General features: G+C 58.3%; 16 protein-coding genes. 8 read left to right on the top strand and 8 right to left on the bottom strand.

The window, feature by feature from the left end; all coding sequences use genetic code 11:
• The first annotated feature begins 295 nt into the window (after positions 1–295).
• Positions 296–3,112: a hypothetical protein gene (locus LRR79_RS00870; protein WP_231758559.1), complete on the top strand. Its 2,817-nt coding sequence runs from the start codon at positions 296–298 to the stop codon at positions 3,110–3,112.
• Positions 3,090–4,205 (top strand): hypothetical protein, encoded by a 1,116-nt coding sequence (locus LRR79_RS00865; protein WP_231758558.1) that lies wholly within the window; start codon positions 3,090–3,092, stop codon positions 4,203–4,205. The genes LRR79_RS00870 and LRR79_RS00865 overlap by 23 nt, the downstream gene beginning before the upstream one ends.
• Positions 4,206–4,268: 63 nt before the next feature.
• On the opposite strand, the gene LRR79_RS00860 is transcribed toward LRR79_RS00865, so the two are convergent.
• Together LRR79_RS00860 and LRR79_RS00855 are read right to left on the bottom strand one after the other, a co-directional pair.
• A complete protein-coding gene (locus LRR79_RS00860; RefSeq protein WP_231758557.1) occupies positions 4,269–5,762 on the bottom strand; it encodes a CoA-acylating methylmalonate-semialdehyde dehydrogenase in 1,494 nt (497 codons plus the stop codon).
• 131 nt (positions 5,763–5,893) lie between these two features.
• The gene (locus tag LRR79_RS00855) at positions 5,894–7,180 is read right to left on the bottom strand and encodes an aspartate aminotransferase family protein (RefSeq protein WP_231759956.1); all 1,287 of its coding nucleotides are present in this window, start codon (positions 7,178–7,180) and stop codon (positions 5,894–5,896) included.
• A 211-nt stretch (positions 7,181–7,391) separates the two neighbouring features.
• Between LRR79_RS00855 and LRR79_RS00850 the strand changes: the two genes are divergently transcribed.
• The 6 genes from LRR79_RS00850 to LRR79_RS00825 all read left to right on the top strand — a co-directional run bounded on the left by LRR79_RS00850 (position 7,392) and on the right by LRR79_RS00825 (position 14,883).
• The gene (locus LRR79_RS00850) at positions 7,392–8,318 is read left to right on the top strand and encodes a LysR family transcriptional regulator (RefSeq protein WP_231758556.1); all 927 of its coding nucleotides are present in this window, start codon (positions 7,392–7,394) and stop codon (positions 8,316–8,318) included.
• 141 nt (positions 8,319–8,459) lie between these two features.
• Positions 8,460–9,587, top strand: coding sequence for a 3-oxoacyl-[acyl-carrier-protein] synthase III C-terminal domain-containing protein (locus LRR79_RS00845; protein WP_231758555.1), 1,128 nt, complete (start codon positions 8,460–8,462; stop codon positions 9,585–9,587).
• An 11-nt stretch (positions 9,588–9,598) separates the two neighbouring features.
• Positions 9,599–10,279: an iron-containing redox enzyme family protein gene (locus LRR79_RS00840; RefSeq protein WP_231758554.1), complete on the top strand. Its 681-nt coding sequence runs from the start codon at positions 9,599–9,601 to the stop codon at positions 10,277–10,279.
• A gap of 27 nt (positions 10,280–10,306) precedes the next feature.
• A complete protein-coding gene (locus tag LRR79_RS00835) occupies positions 10,307–11,218 on the top strand; it encodes a DUF6999 family protein (RefSeq protein WP_231758553.1) in 912 nt (303 codons plus the stop codon).
• Positions 11,219–11,341: 123 nt separating this feature from the next.
• Complete coding sequence (locus LRR79_RS00830; RefSeq protein WP_231759955.1) at positions 11,342–13,132, top strand: ABC transporter transmembrane domain-containing protein; 1,791 nt, start codon at positions 11,342–11,344, stop codon at positions 13,130–13,132.
• 110 nt (positions 13,133–13,242) lie between these two features.
• Positions 13,243–14,883 (top strand): acetolactate synthase large subunit, encoded by a 1,641-nt coding sequence (locus tag LRR79_RS00825; RefSeq protein ID WP_231758552.1) that lies wholly within the window; start codon positions 13,243–13,245, stop codon positions 14,881–14,883.
• Positions 14,884–14,956: 73 nt separating this feature from the next.
• Here LRR79_RS00825 and LRR79_RS00820 read toward each other — a convergent pair whose 3' ends face one another.
• The 6 genes from LRR79_RS00820 to LRR79_RS00795 all read right to left on the bottom strand — a co-directional run bounded on the left by LRR79_RS00820 (position 14,957) and on the right by LRR79_RS00795 (position 20,222).
• Complete coding sequence (locus LRR79_RS00820) at positions 14,957–15,361, bottom strand: hypothetical protein (protein ID WP_231758551.1); 405 nt, start codon at positions 15,359–15,361, stop codon at positions 14,957–14,959.
• An 18-nt stretch (positions 15,362–15,379) separates the two neighbouring features.
• Positions 15,380–15,808 carry a DUF3574 domain-containing protein gene (locus LRR79_RS00815; RefSeq protein WP_231758550.1) on the bottom strand — a complete coding sequence of 143 codons (429 nt, stop codon included), beginning with the start codon at positions 15,806–15,808 and terminating at the stop codon, positions 15,380–15,382.
• 130 nt (positions 15,809–15,938) lie between these two features.
• A complete protein-coding gene (locus LRR79_RS00810; RefSeq protein WP_231758549.1) occupies positions 15,939–16,358 on the bottom strand; it encodes a hypothetical protein in 420 nt (139 codons plus the stop codon).
• Positions 16,359–16,548: 190 nt separating this feature from the next.
• A complete protein-coding gene (locus LRR79_RS00805; RefSeq protein ID WP_231758548.1) occupies positions 16,549–16,758 on the bottom strand; it encodes a cold-shock protein in 210 nt (69 codons plus the stop codon).
• A gap of 258 nt (positions 16,759–17,016) precedes the next feature.
• Positions 17,017–18,624 carry an ABC-F family ATPase gene (locus LRR79_RS00800; RefSeq protein ID WP_231758547.1) on the bottom strand — a complete coding sequence of 536 codons (1,608 nt, stop codon included), beginning with the start codon at positions 18,622–18,624 and terminating at the stop codon, positions 17,017–17,019.
• Positions 18,625–18,872: 248 nt separating this feature from the next.
• Complete coding sequence (locus LRR79_RS00795) at positions 18,873–20,222, bottom strand: DEAD/DEAH box helicase (RefSeq protein WP_231758546.1); 1,350 nt, start codon at positions 20,220–20,222, stop codon at positions 18,873–18,875.
• Between the last annotated feature and the right edge of the window lie 3 nt (positions 20,223–20,225).

Below are 20,225 nucleotides of genomic sequence, written 5' to 3'. Positions count from 1 at the left end.
TTCCGCTTAGCCCTTTCTACTCATTGCGTGTCACATATGGCGGTATTGCCACCATGTTGGTCAAAGGGTGGGCGCTAGTGGCCAGAAAATTGATCAAAAGGGGCTATTGAGGCGCCAAACTTCCCCCGGCATCATTCTCACCCTGTGGCGAATTGAGAAATACGTCACGCTTTTTGGGCTGCTTGGGGGCAGCTCTGGACATCGACGGATACGCCTTGAACCCGAAACGGGCGTGTCCCAGATACTTACACGGTTTTTCGACACGGAAGCGCTCCTCCGGGAGTAAGGGGAAAAAATGTATAAGCAACTTGCATTGGCGATCGCGGTCACTGCATTGACCGCCTGTGGCGGCGGTGGTGGTTCGGACAATGGCGGCTCCAGTAGCTCCAGTTCCAGCTCAAGTAGTTCGAGCTCCGGCGGCAGTAGCTCCAGCTCCGGATCCAGTTCCGGATCCAGCTCCAGCTCCGGTTCCAGCGGTGGTGGTACTGGCAGTGCTATCCCGGTCGGTGGTACCGCAGCAAAAGGTATTATTGCCGGTGCGCTGGTCGAGGCTTACAGTGCAGATGACACCCTGCTGGGTTCCGCCACAACCGCAGCAGACGGCAGTTACTCGATTGATCTTGAGCGCTACACCGGTGCGGTAAAACTGGTACTGAAAAACCCGGATGACAGTGTCGCCATGGTGACCTGTGATGCCGCCGAGTGCCGTATTGCGGGGGACACCGACGAAGACAGCAACAGTGATGGCAAGATCAGCTTTGGCGAAAAATACGCGCTGGATTATGAACTGCGCTCTGTGGTGTTCGTCGATGAAACCGCAACGGCAGTGTCATCCAGCATTACTGCGCTGACGACTCTGGTGGCGGACAAGGCCGGCGCTGCGTTGACCCAGTCTTCCATTGCCGGCGCCAACGCGTTTGTAAAAGACGCCCTAGGCCTGGATGCCAACCCGTCCACCATCGCACCGGTGGATCTGACCAGTGCAACCGATGCGAACGAGCAGGTGCTGCGCTTTGCCCTGCTGAATGCCGCCGTAGAAGGGGCTGCAGACGGTGATGTCGCCGCACAGCTGGCCAGCCTGAGTGCCGGTTTCGCTTCCAACACATTGGATTCTGAGGTGTTGGAAAGTGTTGTCGCGCAGATTGATTCCGTGGCTACCGCAACCAGTGCGAATAATACGGCCCTGGGCGGGGTGGCAGACGCTGCGGAAGCTGCACAGAGTGACGCGGATGAAGCCATCGCGAAAAACTGTGATGAGGACGGCACTTGCAACCCGGCGGAAATCATCGGCGATACAGCCACTAACCTTGCAGCTGCCAAGGCTCTCGTCGCTACCGCACGCAAAGTTTCCTTTGAAGCGATTGAAGCCATCGAGGCCGAGCTGGACGAGGAGTCTGAGACGCACAATCAGGACAACATTATTGCCAAGTTGCAGGGTACCGAGGACCTGTTCGACGAAAATACCCAGTTTGCACTCACCGCCTTCCGCGAAGTCAGTGATGTACTGGTCAATCAGCTGTCTGCGGTAGAGCTTGGCGCTGAGCCCCCACTGGACGCACCGGCCGACAATTTGAACGAAGCCGCCGGCTACCTGTGGGACAAATATGCACACGATACCGACTATGCCGATCGCGAGGATGCGATGGCACACTTCCCGTCGGGCGATCTCAGCCAATCCGGAAACGTGTGGAGTGTAACCAACGGTGTCTACGACCTGGATGGCGATGCGGCAACCACCGATGACCAGGTAGCGGTGAATATCTCAATCACCATTCCTGAGCTGTCCGGGGAGCCGGGAGGTCTGTCCCTGGCGGCCGGTGAAAATATTCTCGCTGTTGAAGGTGAGGCGAGCATTGCCGGCTCCAGCTTTGCGCTGTCGAACAGCGAAGACTCCCAGTTGAAACTGGTTCTGGGTGAGAGCTTCGGTGAGGAAAGCGAGGCCGATCCTGATATCGAAAGTATCGCTCTGCTCGTGAATGCCACCTTGGCCAATGCGAGCTACCGCTTTGACGGTACCGTCGAGCTGGGCGTGCGCAAGTCCACAGCCCTGGAAGCGTTGTCACCAGAAAATGACCACCTTTCCCTGCTGCCAGAGAAAGTGGCATTGAAAGGTGTCTTCAATGATCTGGGTGAGCAGACTTCGGTCGAGGCGGCGGTATCGCTGACTGTGGATAACGTTACCGATTTCGCGTTTGTTGCCGAGGGCACATCGCGCGAGGACTTGACAAGCTTCTCCTACGACGAAGCCAGCAATACGTTGACCCTGGTGCATGGTCTGGAAGGTAACCGGGCGACGGTCACCTACTCGTACTTTGCGGACGAAAATGAATATTACACCGACCACTATGTGGAGGTTTCCTGTGTAACCGAAGGCGTTGCCTACTGCCCGAGCAGCGACCTCTACCCGATCTGGGGTGTGAATATCCTCGAGCCCGCAGCGACAAGCGCAGCCGATTGTGAAAGTGACCCGTACTACGGTTGGTGGGACTACGACTCTGCGCAGTGTGTCCGTGGCATTCCGCCGGAAGAAGCAGGCATTCCTGAAGATATTCGTGTTCTCTTTACCGCGGACTACGACTACCTTTTGTCCGATGTTGAAGCCTATGTATCCGGCGAAGGCTGGTACAACCCGGGCCCGCAAGACTGGTGGGATGAGGGCTACTGGACGCAATCGGTATTCGGCACTGCCGCCAGTGGTGCACTCTCTTCTTATCTGGATGAGTCGGACTATGACGTCGATGCCGAAAACCGTTACGTCAAGGCCACTCTGCGAGCCAATGCCGCGGGCAAGCTTTCTGCCAACCTGCCGGAAATGGATATCGAACTGGTGGTGAAGCGCACCGGTTATGCAATGGCCGATGCAAGTCTCACGCTTGAGTGGGGTGCGGATCTGCTGAATATCAATATCGATTACACCGGTGAGGACTTCTCCGAAGTCACCCTGACCGACGGAACCGGTACGGATTTTGTGGTGGAGTTTGCAGATAGCGAAGAAAGCGAATCCCTGCGCGGCTACATCACCAAAGACGGCACCATTTACGGTACCCTAAGCAAAGAAAATGATGTTTACCTGATCACCTGGATCGACAATGCCATTGAAACTCTGCTCTGAGCAGGGAGACTTTTACAGAACAGGATTGGGCCACCGCTGGTGGCCCTTTCTGTTTCTGGGGCTGGTGAATGTGCCGCTACAGTCAGTCGCACTACCCAGTCCGGAAGTCTCTCTGGATTTTTACAGTCGCACCGTCAGTGAAGCGCTGCCCATCAACGAATTCACTGGCAAGTGGCAGCAGGCCCCGGGGGGTGGTGAGAACACCTGGACCCGGAACCGCCTGGATACCGGTGTGTGGCTGGGAGACTGGGGCGTGTCGTACACCGTCCGCTACGATTACCAGCTGAAATACAACCAGGCCACCGCAGATCTCTACTACCGGGACGAGCAGGGGCTCAACCCACCGCAAGATGCGGTGCCGGTGTACCTGAACGCCCTGCAATTGCTGGCCGACGGTATTCGCCTGAAGCGTCGCTGGAGTCTCGACAGCGGTCTGTTCTTGCAGGCGAATGTCAGCCTGCTGAAAGCGCGGGAATTCCAGGACGGCACTATCGATGGGCTGTTGAGCAGCGACGAGCAGTTTTTTGCCGGTAATGCGTCACTGGATTACCGCTACTCCGAAGATCTGCTGCTCGAACACGAGTTTGAAAAGCCGGAGGGTGAAGGTCTCACCGTGGATCTGGTGGCCGGGTATCAAAATAACCAGCGCAAGGTGATTGTGCGGGTGGAAGACGCTTACAGCCTGATTCGCTGGGAGCAGGCACCCTATACCCACGGAAAATTCGATACCGCCGACCGCGACGTGGAAGACGAAGTCCAGCTCGCCCCGGTATTTTCCGGGTGGCGTGAACTGGAGGATCACGAGTTCACCCTGCCGGTCTACGCCACAGGCCGCTACGTCGAACAGATGGATGGCTATCAGCTGTCCCTGGATATGGAATATTTCGCCGACCAGGTGCGCTACCGCCCGGGCATCCGCTGGGGCAATTTACCGGGCAACCCCTATGTGGGGGTGGATGGCGCCGAAGGGCAGTGGGTTTTTACCCTCAGTGATGACAGTGAGCAATTGAGACTGCAGCTGGGGTTTGATGATCCCAATCTGGAAAAGGCCCACAGCCTGACCATGGCCCTGGTCTGGTCCACACCGATGTAACGGTTGCGCTCGTCGACTTGAAAACGCCCGCAGCCATAACCGCGGGCGTTTTTTTGCCTGTGATTAATTGCTGGGGAACGAGAACTGGGCACCTTCCCGCACGCCACTGGAAGGCCAGCGCTGGGTGATGGTTTTGCGTTTGGTGTAGAAGCGCACACCGTCCGGGCCATAGGTGCCCAGGTCGCCGAACAGGGAGCGTTTCCAGCCGCCGAAGCTGTGGTAGGCCACGGGTACCGGCAGGGGCACGTTGATGCCGACCATACCCACCAGAATATTGTCACTGAAATAGCGCGCCGCTTCGCCGTCGCGGGTAAAGATACAGGTACCGTTGCCGTACTCGTGATCGTTGATCAGTTGCATGGCCTGCTCCATGGAGTCCGCGCGTACCACCAGCAGCACCGGACCGAAGATTTCCTCTTCGTAACAGGTCATGCCCGCTTTCACGTGATCGATCAGGGTGCCGCCCACAAAGAAACCGCTTTCAAAACCGGTCACTTTCGGGTTGCGGCCGTCCACGACAATGGTGGCGCCCTGCTCGGCGGCGCTGGCGATATAGCCGTTGACCTTGTGCATGTGCGCCTCGGTAATGACCGGGCCAAAGTCGTTGCTGCTGTCACTGCAGGCGCCCACTTTCAGGTCCTGCATGGCGGTGGACATCTTGTCGATAAACGTATCCGCCGCTTCGTCGCCCACACATACCGCTACCGACAGGGCCATACAGCGTTCGCCGGAGGAGCCAAAGGCGGCGCCGGTCAGTGCGGCGACGGCATTGTCCATATCCGCATCCGGCATGATGATCGCGTGGTTTTTGGCTCCGCCCAGCGCTTGGCAGCGTTTACCGTGCGCGGTGGCGGTTGCATAGACGTATTCAGCGATGGGGGTGGAACCCACAAAGCTGACCGCTTCCACACGGGGATCGGTGAGCAGGGTGTCCACCGCGACCTTATCGCCGTTCACCACATTGAATACACCGTCCGGCAGGCCGGCTTCCTGCAGCAGTTGCGCCAGTAGCAGAGAGCAGGAAGGATCGCGCTCGGAGGGTTTCAGTACAAAGGTGTTGCCGCACACAATGGCCAGTGGGAACATCCACAGAGGCACCATGGCGGGGAAGTTGAATGGGGTAATACCGGCAACCACGCCCAGCGGCTGCATCTCGCTCCAGGAGTCGATATCCGGGCCCACATTACGGCTGTGTTCGCCTTTCAGCATATGCGGCGCACTGCAGGAAAATTCCACATTGTCGATACCCCGGGTCAGTTCGCCCATGGCATCGTGCGAAATCTTGCCATGCTCCTCGCCGATCAGTGCGCAGATTTTTTCCGCGTTGTCTTCCAGCAGTTGCTTGAACTTGAACATGATGCGCGCGCGCTTGGCGGGCTGGGTGTTGCGCCAGCTTTTATAAGCTTCGCCCGCGGCGGCAATGGCTTCTTCCACGGTGGCCTTGCCGGCAATCGCAACCTGTTTGGACACGGCACCGGTGGCCGGGTTGAAAACGTCCTGGGTGCGCTCGGCGGCGTCGGTGGTACTGCCGTTAATAAAATGGCCTACGGTGTTCATGTTGTTTCCTCTCGAAAATATTTAATTGTTTTGTTCCCGTCATCCCCAGTTTGGCCCGGGATCCAGCGCTACGAAGCTGGATGGTGCCACGCCCACTGGATGCCGGATCAAGTCCGGCATGACGATGATTTTTAACCGGTGGCGACTTCATTGATTGCATCGCCAAGCGCACTTACCAGCGTATCCACTTCCTCCGCTTCCGCCACAAACGGCAAACCCAGCTGAATGGTGTCGCCGCCATAGCGCACGTAAAATCCTTTCTCCCACATCTTCATTGCGATCTGATACGGGCGCAACAGGGGCTCGCCCGGGGCCGCTTCGATGGTGAGGCCGGCAGCCACGCCGCAATTGCGGATATCGGTGATCAGCGGTGTGCCTTTCAGTTGATGCACCCGGTCTTCCAGAATTACCGCCAGCTCGGCCGCGCGGTTGAACAGGTTTTCGTTTTCCAGAATATCCAGTGACGCCAGCGCCGCAGCACAGGACACCGGGTGTGCGGAATAGGTATAGCCGTGCGGCAGCTCCAGCAGATACTCCGGGCCGCCCTGATCCATAAAGGTATCGTAAATTTCCCCCCTGGCGATCACAGCGCCCATGGGCACTGCGCCGTTGGTGAGCTGTTTGGCGGTGTTGAGGATATCCGGGGTCACGCCGAAGGCTTCCGCACCTGTGGCCGCACCCATACGGCCGAAGGCGGTGATCACCTCGTCGAAAATCAGCAGGATATTGTGCTGGTCACAGATCTCCCGCAGGCGTTGCAGGTAGCCCACCGGTGGTGGCAGCACGCCGGCAGAACCGGCCATGGGTTCCACAATCACCGCGGCGATATTGGAGGCATCGTGCAGGGCAATCATCTCCAGCAGTTCATCCGCGAGATACGCGCCCTCCTCCGGCATGCCTTTGCAGAACCGGTTCTGTGGCAGCACCGTGTGGGGCAGGTGGTCGGCGTCCACCGCGGGGCCGTAGAGGGCGCGGTTGGCGCCAATACCGCCGACGCTGATACCGCCAAAGTTCACCCCGTGGTAACCCTTGGCGCGGCCGATCAGCTTGGTCTTGGAGGGCATGCCTTTTTTTCGCCAGTAGGCGCGGGCAATCTTCAGGGAGGTTTCTGCCGACTCGGAGCCGGAGCCGGTGAAGAACACCCGGTTCAGCCCTTCCGGCATAAACCGGGTGATACGCTCCGCCAGCTGGAATGCTTTGGGGTGGCCAAACTGGAAGGCCGGTGCGTAGTCCAGGGTATGCAACTGTTCACTTACCGCATCGGCAATCTCCGCCCGGTTGTGGCCGGCGCCGCAGGTCCACAGGCCGGACAGGCCATCGAAAATCCGGCGGCCGTCGGCGCTGGTGTAGTAGCAGCCCTCTGCCCCGGTGATGATTCGCGGGTCTTTCTTGAACTGGCGATTGCCCGTGTAGGGCATCCAATAGGCATCCAGCTGTGGTCGGCTGAGCCCGGCAAACTTGTCGCTCACTCTTATTCTCCATTTGGCCACGCATCCGGCCTGATTGACCGATGGGTTGCGGTAAATGTAGAAGAGCTTTAATGTTTCATAAACTGCTGTTTATCGATGTTTAGTTTCATGAAGGTGAAACTAATGCTCCCTCTTTGCAGGAGCCCGGAGAGTTGCGCCAATGGCCCGCAAACAAACCGCCCTCCTGGGCCAGCTCAGCGATATCGACCTGCGCCTGTTACGGGTATTCCGTGCCGTCGCCGAGGCCGGAGGCTTCTCCGCCGCCGAGCTGGAACTCAATGTGGGGCGCTCCACCATCAGCCGCCATATCAAGGATCTGGAGGTACGCCTCGGGGTCACCCTGTGTCAGCGCGGCCGCGGTGGCTTTGCCCTGACCAGCGAGGGCCGACAGATCTATCAGGCCACTCTGCGTCTGTTGGGCTCCCTGGATACCTTTCGCGGCGAGGTGGCGGACCTGCACCGGCGCATGACCGGGCACATTTCCCTGGCCCTGTTCGACAAAATGGTGACCAATCCCGCCGCCCACATCAGCGAGGCCTTGCGGCATTTCGACGACCTGGCTCCGCAAGTGAGCCTGGATATCCATATCGAGCCGATCAATGAGATCGAGCGGGGAGTGATGGAAGGGCGCTTCCAGCTGGGGGTGATTCCCGCGCACCGCACCTCGCCGAGTCTCGAGTATCAGCACCTGTTCTATGAGCAGATGTACCTCTACTGCGGCTACCGCCACCCGCTCTTTGGCACGGCGGATATCTCCATCGATGACGAGGCCATTCGCCAGAGCAAATACGCGGGCCTCGGCTACCACTCGCCGAATATGGAAGTGGGCAACCGCCTGGGGCTGGAGCGGGATATTACCGTCAACGACCAGGAAGCCATCGTCCACTGCCTGCAGACCGGCCGCTATATCGGCTATCTGCCGGACCACTATGCGGAAACGTTTTTGAAAAAGGGCGAGATCCGCGCGATCCATCCACAGCGCTACCAGTACGAGTGCGATTTTGTCGCGATTCAGCGGCTTTCCCCCAGACCCTCGCGAATTGTGCAGACCCTGTGGGACTGCCTGGCCGAGGCCCATGCGCGTTGATTAATCGGCAGAGGGGCGGAAGTCTCATGCACGTCTGGCCTTACTGACAATACAAATTGCCGACTTTGCGCCGCCGTACCTTTCTCCGCGCGACTGGGGTGATAACATGCCTGCCCGGAGTAAGGACGGTAAGGAAAGTACATGCAGGACGTATTTATCACCGGCAGTGGCAGTTTCCTGCCCGGTGCACCGGTGGATAATCGCGAAATGGAATCGCGTATCGGATTTCTCGGTGAAAACAGCCGAAAACTCAAGGCGCTGACCCTGCGCCAGAATGGCATCCGCCAACGCCACTACGCCCTGGATCGCGAGGGTAACCCGCTGTTTACCAATGCACAGATGGCCGCTCAGGCTCTGGAGGCCGCCTGCGATGCCGCGCGCCGGGACCCTGCGCAGCTGGAATATCTTGCCTGCGGTACCACCCAGGCGGATCTACTGGTACCGGGTATCGCCAGTGCGGTACACGGGGAGCTGGGTGGCAACAGCATGGAAATCAGCTCGCACCAGAGTGTCTGCGGTAGCAGCATGATGGCGATCAAAGCCGCCTGGCTGAATGTGCGCGCCGGCCAACATCGCATCGCCGCCGCCAGCGGCAGTGAATTTTCCAGCCGCTGGTTTCAGCCGGACTTTTACCGCGCAGTCGATTTTTCGGGCATGAGTACGCACCAGGCGATGCAGTACGAATTTTTGCGCTGGACCCTATCCGATGGCGCCGGTGCACTGGTAATGGAGGCCGAACCGGATCCGCAGCGCCCCAGCCTGAAAATCGACTGGATTGAGCAGAAATCCTTTGCCGACCGCTTCCCCACCTGCATGTTCGCCGGCACCCGCGACAACAGCCCTGAAGATTTCCACCCCTGGGCGCACTACGGTTCTCCCGGTGCGGCCTACGAACAGGGTGCTATTGTGTTGCGACAGGATTTCGATCTGCTCGATCAGATGTTCCCGGTGTGGATGGGGTACTTCCTCGAAGTGCTGGACAAGCACCAGTTATCGCCGCGCGACGTCCGCTATTTTCTCCCCCACTACTCAGCGCGCGCCCTGGGCGAACGAATGAAAACCTTGCTTACACACTCCGCAGCCATGATTCCCGAGGATCGGTGGCGCAATCACCAGCACCAGGTGGGTAATGTGGGCTCCGCCTCCATCTTTCTGTTGATAGACCAGTTGTTGCGAGAAGAAAAACTGGCGCGCGGTGATCGCGTATTATGTTTTGTGCCCGAGAGCGGTCGTTGCCTGGCGTCGTTTATGTGTCTGACCGTGGTGTAAAGGAGAGGAAAATGGACGTTCTTGAAAACGAGCCGGCGTTGATTATTCGCGAGTTGGGAAAAATCTGGGCAGATTTCGAAGGGCGCCTGGTCAAGGTGCCGATTGTCGCCCGCGCCCTGCGCGGTGCCTTGCGGCTCGAGGACTACCGGCTCATGTTGCACGATCACTACCAGCAGGTGCTGGATGGATCCCGCTGGATTGCCTGTGCGGTATCTTCCATTGGTCGTGAACACCTGGAGCTGCGCTCACGCTTTCTCGAGCACGCACGCACCGAGCACCGCGACTATGAAATGCTGCAGCGGGATTACGCTGCGGTCGGCGGGGATGTGGCGACGCTGCACAGCGGGCGGCAGAATATCGGCTCTCGGGCCCTGTCTGCGTGGATGTTCCAGCGCGCCGGCAGCGCCGATCCCCTGGATCTGCTCGGTGCCATGTTTATTATCGAAGGGCTGGGCAAACATTTTGCCGGACTTTTCGCCCGCGCCCTGCAGCAGCACCTGCACCTTGAACCCCACCAGGTTTCCTTTTATCGATACCACGCCGAGCACGACGAAGATCATCTCGCGGAATTGCAGGAAGTGCTGGAATCCGGTGTGCTGGAAATCGACGGTCTGGCGGCGCAGATACTGGAAACGGCCCGAGTGACCGGGCGTCTTTATCTGCTGCAACTGGAAGAACTGGGCCACTATTAACCGGCCACGATTAAAAAGGGAAAAATCATGAGCTGGAACAGCGATTTCGAGCAGGAGCGCATCGACCGGCGCGACCCCAATCCCTGGCTGGCACTGTATCTGGATCGCAGCCTGCCTATTCATGAGCCCGCAAAGAAAGCGCTGCTCGCCGGCAACAATACCTGGTCGCGACGCCTGCTGTTACCGGTGGTGCGTCCGCTGGCTCGGCTCAGTATCGTACTGGTGCAACTGTTGCGTATTGTGATGCCGGAACGGTGGAATTCATCGCGGTTACTGCACAAAACCATTTATTGGGGGCTCAAGTACTTTGTACGCCGCGATGCCAACTACCTGATCCTGCGCCACTTCAATATCGGCACGGAATTGTTGCAGTTCGTTGCCGACAATATTGACGGTGTTCGCATAGGTAGCACCAGCCCCCTGCGTCCGAAAGCCCTGCGCGACCTGCTGAATGACACGTTTCTGATTCACGATCTGAATATCTACAATTTTATCGCCGAGCTGAATGAACAGTTGCGTCAGCAAAACCGCGATATTACGGCACCGCAGCAGCTGGATTTCTCGGCCATTACCGACGGTGAATTCGATCTGTATCCGGGTGGCGAGCATGTCACCAATGTCCTCGATCTTCAGACCGCGATCGAAATGTACACGCCCCTGTATGCGCTGTTCCTGTCGGATCACGACTTCTGGCGCGCGAGCAATTCTCTGCAACTGGATGAAACCATTTCCATCTATATCGGCAAGCTGTTGAACGATGGCATGGCCCTGTCGCTGGTCAGCAACCGCCACCCGATGGTGCCACACTCGACATTGCAGGCAGGATTTCGTCTGATGCTGCACGGGCTGGACGCAGAGCTGCTGCACGGGTACCTGCGCAGCCTGAAACAGGCGGCCCAGCGGCAGGCGGAATCCGCAACACTGGAGTGTGAGGCGTGAGTACTATGAGGCCGGGTTCGGCCGGTCGGCAGGGCCGGCGAGATAACCAGGCCGAATCAAGGGCTTCGTACCAGTAAACACACACCCGGGAAAAATCTATTGTCCACAGGCTCCCCCTCTAATATGTCCGCGCGCCAGATGTTGATCACCCTCTGGCAGTTTATGCGTCCCTATAAAACAGTACTGGCGGGCGCTGCCATTGCGCTGGTCTTTACCGCGCTGGTGACCCTGTCTATTGGGCAGGGGGTGCGCCAGCTGGTGGATCAGGGGTTGTCCGGCAGCTCGGGTGCGGCGCTCACCAATGCTGTCGTGATTTTACTGGGGTTGGCCGGCCTGATGGCCCTGGGTACCTACGCCCGCCACTACCTGATCTCGTGGCTCGGCGAACGGGTGGTGGCGGATCTTCGCAAAGCGGTGTTCAGCCAACTCGTGACCCTGCACCCCAGCTATTTCGAAACCAATCGTAGCGGCGAGATCATGTCTCGTCTCACCACCGATACCACTTTGCTGCAGCATATTATCGGCACGTCATTTTCCATGGCGCTGCGCAGTGCGTTGATGTTTATCGGTGCGTTGATTCTATTGCTCATCACCAATCTGAAATTGAGCCTGATGGTGCTCGTAGGCGTACCCGCGGTGCTATTGCCGATCGTTCTGTATGGCCGCCGGGTGAGGAAGCTTTCCAAGGCTAGTCAGGATTCCATTGCCGATGTGGGCAGCTACGCCGGCGAGATTATTCAGAACATCAAAACCGTACAGAGCTATACCCGTGAGAGGTATGAAGCGCAGGCCTTTGCTGCGGAAGCCGAGAAGGCCTTCGAGGTGGCCAAGCGGCGCATTCGTCAGCGTTCGCTGCTGATTGCGGTCGTCATTCTGCTGATGTTCGGCGCCGTCAGTGCGCTGTTGTGGGTGGGCGGCAACGATATGATCGCCGGGCGCATGACCAGTGGTGACCTGGCGGCATTTGTGTTTTATGCCTTTCTTATGGGCTCTGCGGTGGCGACGATTTCCGAAGTGTACGGCGAGCTGCAGCGAGCCACCGGTGCCACCGAGCGCCTGATGGAGCTGCTCGCTGTGCAATCCGATATTCCCGCGTCGTGCAAGCCGGAATCCGACCCTCTGCCTGCCAGCGCTCAGCAATCTGTGAGCCGCCACACGCCAGCACAGGTCGATTTCGAGTTGGTGGACTTCCGCTATCCTTCGCGCCCGGATCAGCCAGCGTTACAGCAGTTGAACCTGCAGGTGGCTGCGGGCAAAAGCCTCGCCCTGGTTGGACCGTCGGGTGCGGGTAAATCCACTGTGCTGGATCTGCTGCAGCGATTTTACGACCCCGGCGCCGGGCGAATCCTTCTCGATGGTGTGGATATTCGCGAACTGGATACCGGTGTTCTGCGCAAACAGATTGCCGTAGTGCCACAGCAGCCTGCGCTGTTTACCGCCGACGTCTTGTACAACATCCGCTATGGCAGGCCCGATGCAACAGAGGCTGAAGTGCTCGCCGCAGCAAAAGCCGCCCATGCCCATGATTTTATTGAGCAGCTGCCGGAAGGTTACGGCACACACCTGGGAGAGCAGGGCGCACGCCTGTCCGGTGGGCAAAAGCAGCGGATCGCCATTGCCCGCGCAATATTGAAAGACCCGAAAATCCTTCTGCTGGATGAGGCTACCAGTGCCCTGGATGCGGAGAGTGAGCATCATGTGCAGCAGGCATTGCAGGAGTTGATGAGCAACCGCACCACGATTGTGATTGCGCACCGGCTGGCCACCATTCTGCATTCCGACAGTATTGCGGTACTGGAGAGCGGACGCCTGCTGGCCCAGGGCCGGCACCAGGATCTGGTGGCGTCGTCACCACTCTATCGGCGTCTGGCGGAGCTGCAGTTTCAGGAGCCGGAATCGCGCAGCGCCCGATGAGTCCGGTGAGGTCCCATCTGCTACCCTGCTAAACAGATTGCGCCACTGTGGTGGCGATTGTTCGTCCGTCGTTTTCTGCGCCGGCTACACATTCTGAATGGGGAGTTCTGGTGAAGGCATCTGACTTATTCGTGCGTGCGCTCGAAGCCGAGGGCGTAGAATTTGTTTTTGGCATCCCGGGGGAGGAGAACCTCGATCTGCTGGAATCCCTGCGCGGCTCCAAAATCAACCTGGTCATCGGCCGGCACGAACAGGCCGCCGGATTTATGGCGGCCACCTATGGCCGCCTTACCGGGAATGCCGGGGTGTGTCTCTCCACCTTGGGCCCCGGTGCCACCAACCTGGTGACGGCCGCCGCTTACGCGCAGCTCGGCGCCATGCCCATGGTGATGGTCACCGGGCAGAAGCCGATCAAGAGCTCCAAACAAGGGCAATTTCAGATTATCGATATCGTCGATATGATGCAGCCGCTGACCAAGTTCACCAAGGTAATTGTCAGCGGTGACAATGTGCCGGCGCATGTGCGCGAGGCGTTTCGCCACGCTGAGGAAGAGCGCCCTGGCGCCACGCACATTGAATTGCCGGAAGATATCGCCCGTGAACACTCCACCATGCCGGTGCTGGAGCCCAGTTATACCCGCCGCCCCATTGCCGAAGAGAAAGCCGTGTGCCAGGCGGCGCAGGCGATTGCCGCAGCGCGCAAACCTTTGTTGTTGATTGGTGCCGGCGCCAACCGCAAGCTCACCGCGAAAATGTTGCGGGAACTGGTCATGAAGCTGGGTATTCCTGTGGTCACCACACAAATGGGCAAGGGAGTGATCGACGAGGCCAGCGCGCACTTTGTTGGCAACACCGCGCTGTCCGATGGGGATTTTGTGCACCGGGCCATTGACCAGGCGGACCTCATTATCAACGTCGGGCACGATGTTGTGGAAAAGCCTCCCTTCTTTATGCGCCCTGGTGGTCCGGCAGTGGTGCATATCAATTTCAGTTCTGCGCAGGTCGACCCGGTGTATTTTCCGCAGATTGAAGTGGTCGGGGATATTGCCAACAGCCTGTGGCAACTGAAGGAAGAACTGGAACCCCAGGAACACTGGAGCTTTGCCGATGCCCACCGAATTCGCAACGCATTACAGGCGCATATCCTGGAGGGCGCACAGGACGACAGCTTTCCGATAAAACCTCAGCGGCTGGTGAAAGAAGTGCGTGACGCGGTACCCGAAGATGGCATTATCGCGCTGGATAACGGCATGTATAAAATCTGGTTCGCGCGCAATTATCAGGCCCATGCACCGAACACCGTCCTGCTGGATAACGCACTGGCCACCATGGGAGCCGGGCTGCCTTCCGCCATGGCGGCCAAGCTGGTGCATCCGGAGCGCAAGGTTCTGGCCATCTGCGGTGACGGGGGTTTTATGATGAACTCTCAGGAACTGGAAACGGCGGTACGGCTCAAGCTCGACCTGGTGATTCTGCTGTTGCGCGACGACGGCTACGGCATGATCAAGTGGAAGCAGGCACAGATGGACTTTCACGATTTCGGTCTGGACTTTGGCAATCCGGATTTTGTCGCCTACGCCCAGGCCTATGGGGCTTCGGGGCATCGGATTGACACAACGGCCGAGCTCCGGCCTACCATCGAGCGCTGTATGCAGGAGGGTGGTGTGCACCTGATTGATATCCCGATGGACTACAGCGACAACGATCGGATTCTGAACCGGGAAATCCGCGAGTTATCGCGCAAGGTTTAGTTCAGGCGTATATCTGTTGTCCATCTGTGCGACGGCTTTCTGCCACGCATGGGAGAGGGGGAGCGAAAGCCTGTTAATCATTGCCACCTTCGATTACGCGAAAGCGATTTCGGCGTGCCGAGGCAATTTCCGCGCGCCTGCGCATCTGTCGCTCTAGTTTGATACGGGCCTTTTCCTCGTCCGTGGGCCAGCTGTCCGCTTCTGCCAGGGTGTGGCCAATGGCCTGCCAGATACGGGCGGGTTTCAGTCGCAGCGGGTTCTGGATAATGGGGTAGCGCTGCTCGGCGTCGCATACTTTCAGCCAGCCATGCCGGGGGTGGTGCACATGAATGGTTGCACGGGTCCCACTGGAGAGGGCGGAAAGCCGGATAAACGCCTCGTGAATACGTGCGCGCAGGTTGCTCCGCCCCGCTGAAAAGGTGACCGTGTGATCGCGGAAGCTCAATTTTAGCGAGTGCCACTGGCTGGGGAAGATCATTGTGTTGGGCGGGCTCCACTAGCGGAAGGAAACACAGGCGGCGCTGCGCACGCGCAGCACGGATTCCTGTTGAAAGCGCTGCTTATAGGTGGTGACGATGGTATCGATGGCGGGGCCTACGGTGGGCTCCTGTCGGTGTACCAGAGACAGCACATGGGTACTTTCACGGATAATCTCGCCGCTGTTACTGCGCCACTGCCCCTGGCCAGAGAGTACGGTCAGACCATCGGGAAAGTGCGGCGTCACCACCTCTGCGAGAAAGTTCGCCCACTGTTCATCGGTTACCCGCCCACCGGGCCTGTCGGTGCCGAAACAGAGCACATCGTGAACTTGCGCCTGTTCGCCTGGCTGACAAGTCATCGGTGAAGGCAGGGTGCAGCCGGCCAGTACCAGCGTAAACCCCATGTATACGGCCACCCACCCGTGGCGGGAAGAGAGGGAAAACATTGCTGCAGGGGATCCCCATCGCCCCACTAGATTATCCATGCTGGGTGCTTCGTCCGTTATCGTCTGTGTGGGTGGCCGCGTACCAGAATAACCGATGACGGCCGCCGGCTATCAAAGGGATCAGGCCTGTTTAAAATGCGTTTCTCGCGGTGGTTGGCGGGGTGCTGTCCCCCTTGCGCTCCGGCACTGAGTAGGCGACCCCGCGGCATTCCATATAGGAGTAGCAGCCGGCGATCGCACCGGTTCCGCAGGCCTCGACGACCAGGCCGTTGCCACCGAGGTTTTTGGTGCGCAGTTTCAGGTCTCTCACCAGTTGCGATTTACTCGCCTTTCGATCATCCACCCGATCCTGGCAGTAGCTGGCATCGACAAACCCGAGGGTCGTGGCGTTGTACTGGTCTATCTCGGCGATGGAGTACTCCCGCACCATTCTGGTCTTGATGCGGTCTTCTACGTAGGGCTCCAGATTGGAACTGAACTGAATGCCATTACAGGCGGAAAGCAACAGGCTTGCGGCCAAAAGAACGGGAGTACCAATTCTGCTGAGCATGGGAGAGCCTCCGGTCGTTATTCTTGTGAAAGGTGGATCGTCGCACAGGCGTGGTCAGATATTCACCCCGCAATTATGCAAAATTGGACCCAAAAATCGTTACCAGGTTCTGAATAGCCCCATCCAGCAACAAAAACGGGCCCCGTGGGGCCCGTCTTCGTACTCGTTGAGTGGTCAGGTCACAACGCCATTAAACCACTACGATATTCTCAGCCTGAGGGCCTTTCTTGCCCTGAGTTACGCTGAACTCAACCGCCTGGCCTTCGGTCAGAGTGCGGAAGCCGGTGCTGGCGATCGCACTGAAATGTGCGAAGACGTCCGGGCCGGACTGCTGCTCGATAAAACCAAAGCCTTTTGCTTCGTCGAACCATTTAACGGTTCCGGTTACTGTATTTGACATATTGAATTCCTGTTGTATCTGGATTCAGAAAAAGAGCCTTAAAAAGGCGGGTGTTGCTTGGAGTAAAGGCTCTTAACACGACAGGACGAATAAATACGTCAAGCTCAGCGATAAAACGGTGTTCAAAAAGTCTTTCTTTCTAGCAGCTCACACTTTAGAGGTACTGAGAGCATCTGTCTATAAATTGTTCGGTATCTTGGCGTCAATCGCCGCAAAAAACCGACTGATGCGGATATTCCGTCTTCCTCCAGGCGCTGCTCAGGCTGCCTGTGCCGCTTCCCGGGCCCGATCAGCCAGGTATTCGTCATAGGTGCCCTGGAAGTCCAGCAGGCGCCGATCCTTGATCTCCAGCACCCGGGTGGCCAGGGATGAGACGAACTGACGGTCGTGGCTGACGAAGATCAGGGTGCCCTCGTACTGGGAGAGCGCCTTGTTCAAGGCCTCGATGGACTCCATGTCCAGGTGGTTGGTGGGCTCGTCCATGATGAGCACATTGGTATCCATCATCATCAGCTTGCCAAACAGCAGGCGGTTCTTCTCGCCACCGGAGCAGACCCGCGCTTTCTTGTTGGCGTCGTCGGCGGTAAACAGAAGGCGACCGAGCATACCGCGCACGGTCAGGTCATCGTGCTTGGGCGTGCGCCACTGGGACATCCACTCAAAGATGGTGAGGTCGTTGTCGAAGTCGGCGCTGGCGTCCTGCGGGCAATAGCCGATGGCGGCGTTCTCGGACCATTTCACCACGCCGTTATTGGCCTGAATCTGGTCGACCAGGCAGCGCAGGAAGGTCGTTTTGCCCACGCCGTTCTCGCCAATGACCGCCAGGCGTGCGCCCGCTTCCAGAATCATCTCGCCACCGGCAAACAACGGTTCGCCGTCGAAGCCGTGGGCCAGGTCTTCCAGGGTCAGCGCCTGCCTGTGCAGCTTCTTGCACTGCTGGAAGGTGATGTAGGGTTTGACCCGGCTGGAGGGTTTTACCTCGTCCAGCTTGATCTTCTCCATCTTCTTCGCTCGCGAACTGGCCTGCTTGGCCTTGGAGGCGTTGGCGGAGAAGCGGTTGACAAAGGATTGCAATTCTTCCAGCTCAGCGGTCTTCTTTGCATTCTCAGCGTGCAGCTGCTCCTGGATCAGGGTGGACGCGGCCACGAAATCTTCATAGTTACCCGGGAATACCCGCAACTCGCCGTAATCGATATCCGCCATATGGGTACACACCTGGTTCAGGAAGTGCCGGTCGTGCGAAATGATGATCATGGTGGACTTGCGCTGGTTCAGCACTTCCGCCAGCCAGTGGATGGTGTGGATATCCAGGTTGTTGGTGGGCTCGTCCAGCAGCAGGATGTCCGGATCGGCAAACAGGGCCTGGGCAAGCAGCACACGCAGCTTCCAGCCCGGTGCAACCTGCTTCATCAAGCCAAAATGGAAGGACTCCTCGATCCCGGCCTCCAGCAGAATTTCCCCTGCGCGGCTCTCAGCGGTATAGCCATCCAGCTCGGCAAACTGCACTTCCAGCTCCGCCACCCGCATCCCGTCTTCCTCGCTCATTTCCGGCAGGGAGTAGATACGGTCACGCTCCTGCTTGATCGCCCACAAGCGTGTATCGCCCATGATCACCGCATCGACTACCGAGTACTCCTCAAATGCGAACTGATCCTGGCTCAGAATGCCCAGAGTGCAGCCCGGTGCCATGGACACATTGCCGGAAGTCGGTGCCAGCGCTCCACTCAGGATCTTCATAAAGGTGGACTTGCCACAGCCGTTGGCCCCGATCAGTCCATAACGGTTGCCGTTGCCGAATTTTGCGGAGATGTTTTCAAACAGTGGCTGGGCACCAAACTGCATGGTGATATTGGCGGTGGTGATCAAGAGTGTCTTCCCGGGGCGTATTGAGGTGAATCGTTTGCAGGCGAATAGTTGGCGGCATATGCCCTGTGCGGCTAGCCGGCGTCGCCATAATCCAGAGAGATGGCGGGCCGCGCACTATACGGGGCTTGGGGTGGGGTGTCGAGAATGTTGTCTGATTATTGAGCAGACGGGCCGCTGTGTGCGGCCCTTTTCAATGGGGGGCATTGGGGGGCTCAACGGGTAGATAGCGCCGGTGAAATCGGGATTTTCTATTTTTTGATACTACCCCAGGGGCTCCCCCAGGGAGTTTTAGCTTGTGGTTTATCCGATGACTGCGCGGACGGATTCTCCGGTACTTTTTCCATTGTCTTCTTTCTGGGAGCCTTCTCTGAAGCCTTTTTCGCACGGCTTTTTGATTTGTCGCCAGCACTGGAATGCTGATTTCGGGCTTTGGTGGAAAAGTTGAGGTTGGATTCTGGCAAATCCTTCACCACCGGAAATTCGGCAACCTGCACCCGGTCAATGATCTTACCCAGCCGCCGCTCCACCGCACACAGCCGCTTGAAGTCATCCTTGGAAACCAGTGACACGGCCTCACCGGAGGAGCCTGCGCGACCGGTGCGACCAATGCGGTGGATGTATTCGTCGGCATCGTCGGGCATATCGTAATTGACCACCCGTGCCAGCGCGTCAATATCGATGCCGCGCGCGGCAACGCCGGTGGCAATCAAAATACGAATCTCGCCGGACTTGAACGCGGCCAGGATTTTGCTGCGCGAGGCCTGACTCTTACCTCCGTGGATGGATTCCGCCTGAATACCGCGCTTTTCCAGCTGGCTGACCAGCTTGGCTGCGCCGTGCTGAGTGCGAATAAAGATCAGGGCCTGACTCCAGTCCCGCGCATTGATCAAATGGCTGAGCAGGGCCGATTTGTTGTGCTTGTCGACGGCCACCAGCCACTGGGCAATCTTCGGTGCACTTTTCTGGTCCCCGGCGATGGCGACCTCAACGGGATTATCCACCACGGATTTTGCCAGCGCTCCAACCTGGCTGGACAGCGTGGCGGAAAACAGCAGGCTTTGACGCTGTGCGGGCAGGCGGTCGATGATTTTGTTGAGATCGTCGATGAAGCCCATATCGAGCATTCGGTCGGCCTCATCCAGCACCACCACCTGTAACTCATCAAAGTAGAGTGCGCGCTGGTGCGCCAGGTCCAAAAGGCGCCCGGGGGTGGCGACCACAATGTCCACACCCTCAATCAAACGCTGCCGTTGAGGTTCAAGATCCACTCCACCCACCATCGTCATGGAAGCAACGGTCAGATGCTTTCCATACTGCTGGATATTCTCTTCCACCTGCATGGCCAGCTCACGGGTGGGAACAAGAACCAGTACGCGGAAGCGTTTGGCCCGCCGCTTGCGCTCGCCACTCAATGCCGCAAGCATCGGTAGCACGAAAGCCGCGGTTTTGCCGGTACCTGTCTGTGCGGTCGCGATAATATCCCGGCCCTTGAGGATGGCGGGGATCGCTTTGCGCTGAATCTCGGTGGGCGTGGTATAGCCCTTTTCTTCAAGGGCCTGCAGGATTGGGGTGCCCAATCCTAATGATTGAAAGGTCATCTG

The sequence above is a fragment of the Microbulbifer elongatus genome (assembly GCF_021165935.1).
In the GTDB taxonomy this organism is placed as follows: Bacteria; Pseudomonadota; Gammaproteobacteria; order Pseudomonadales; family Cellvibrionaceae; genus Microbulbifer; species Microbulbifer elongatus.
The sequence above is the reverse complement of the archived record's forward strand: the minus strand, read 5'-3'. Positions and strand labels throughout refer to the sequence as shown.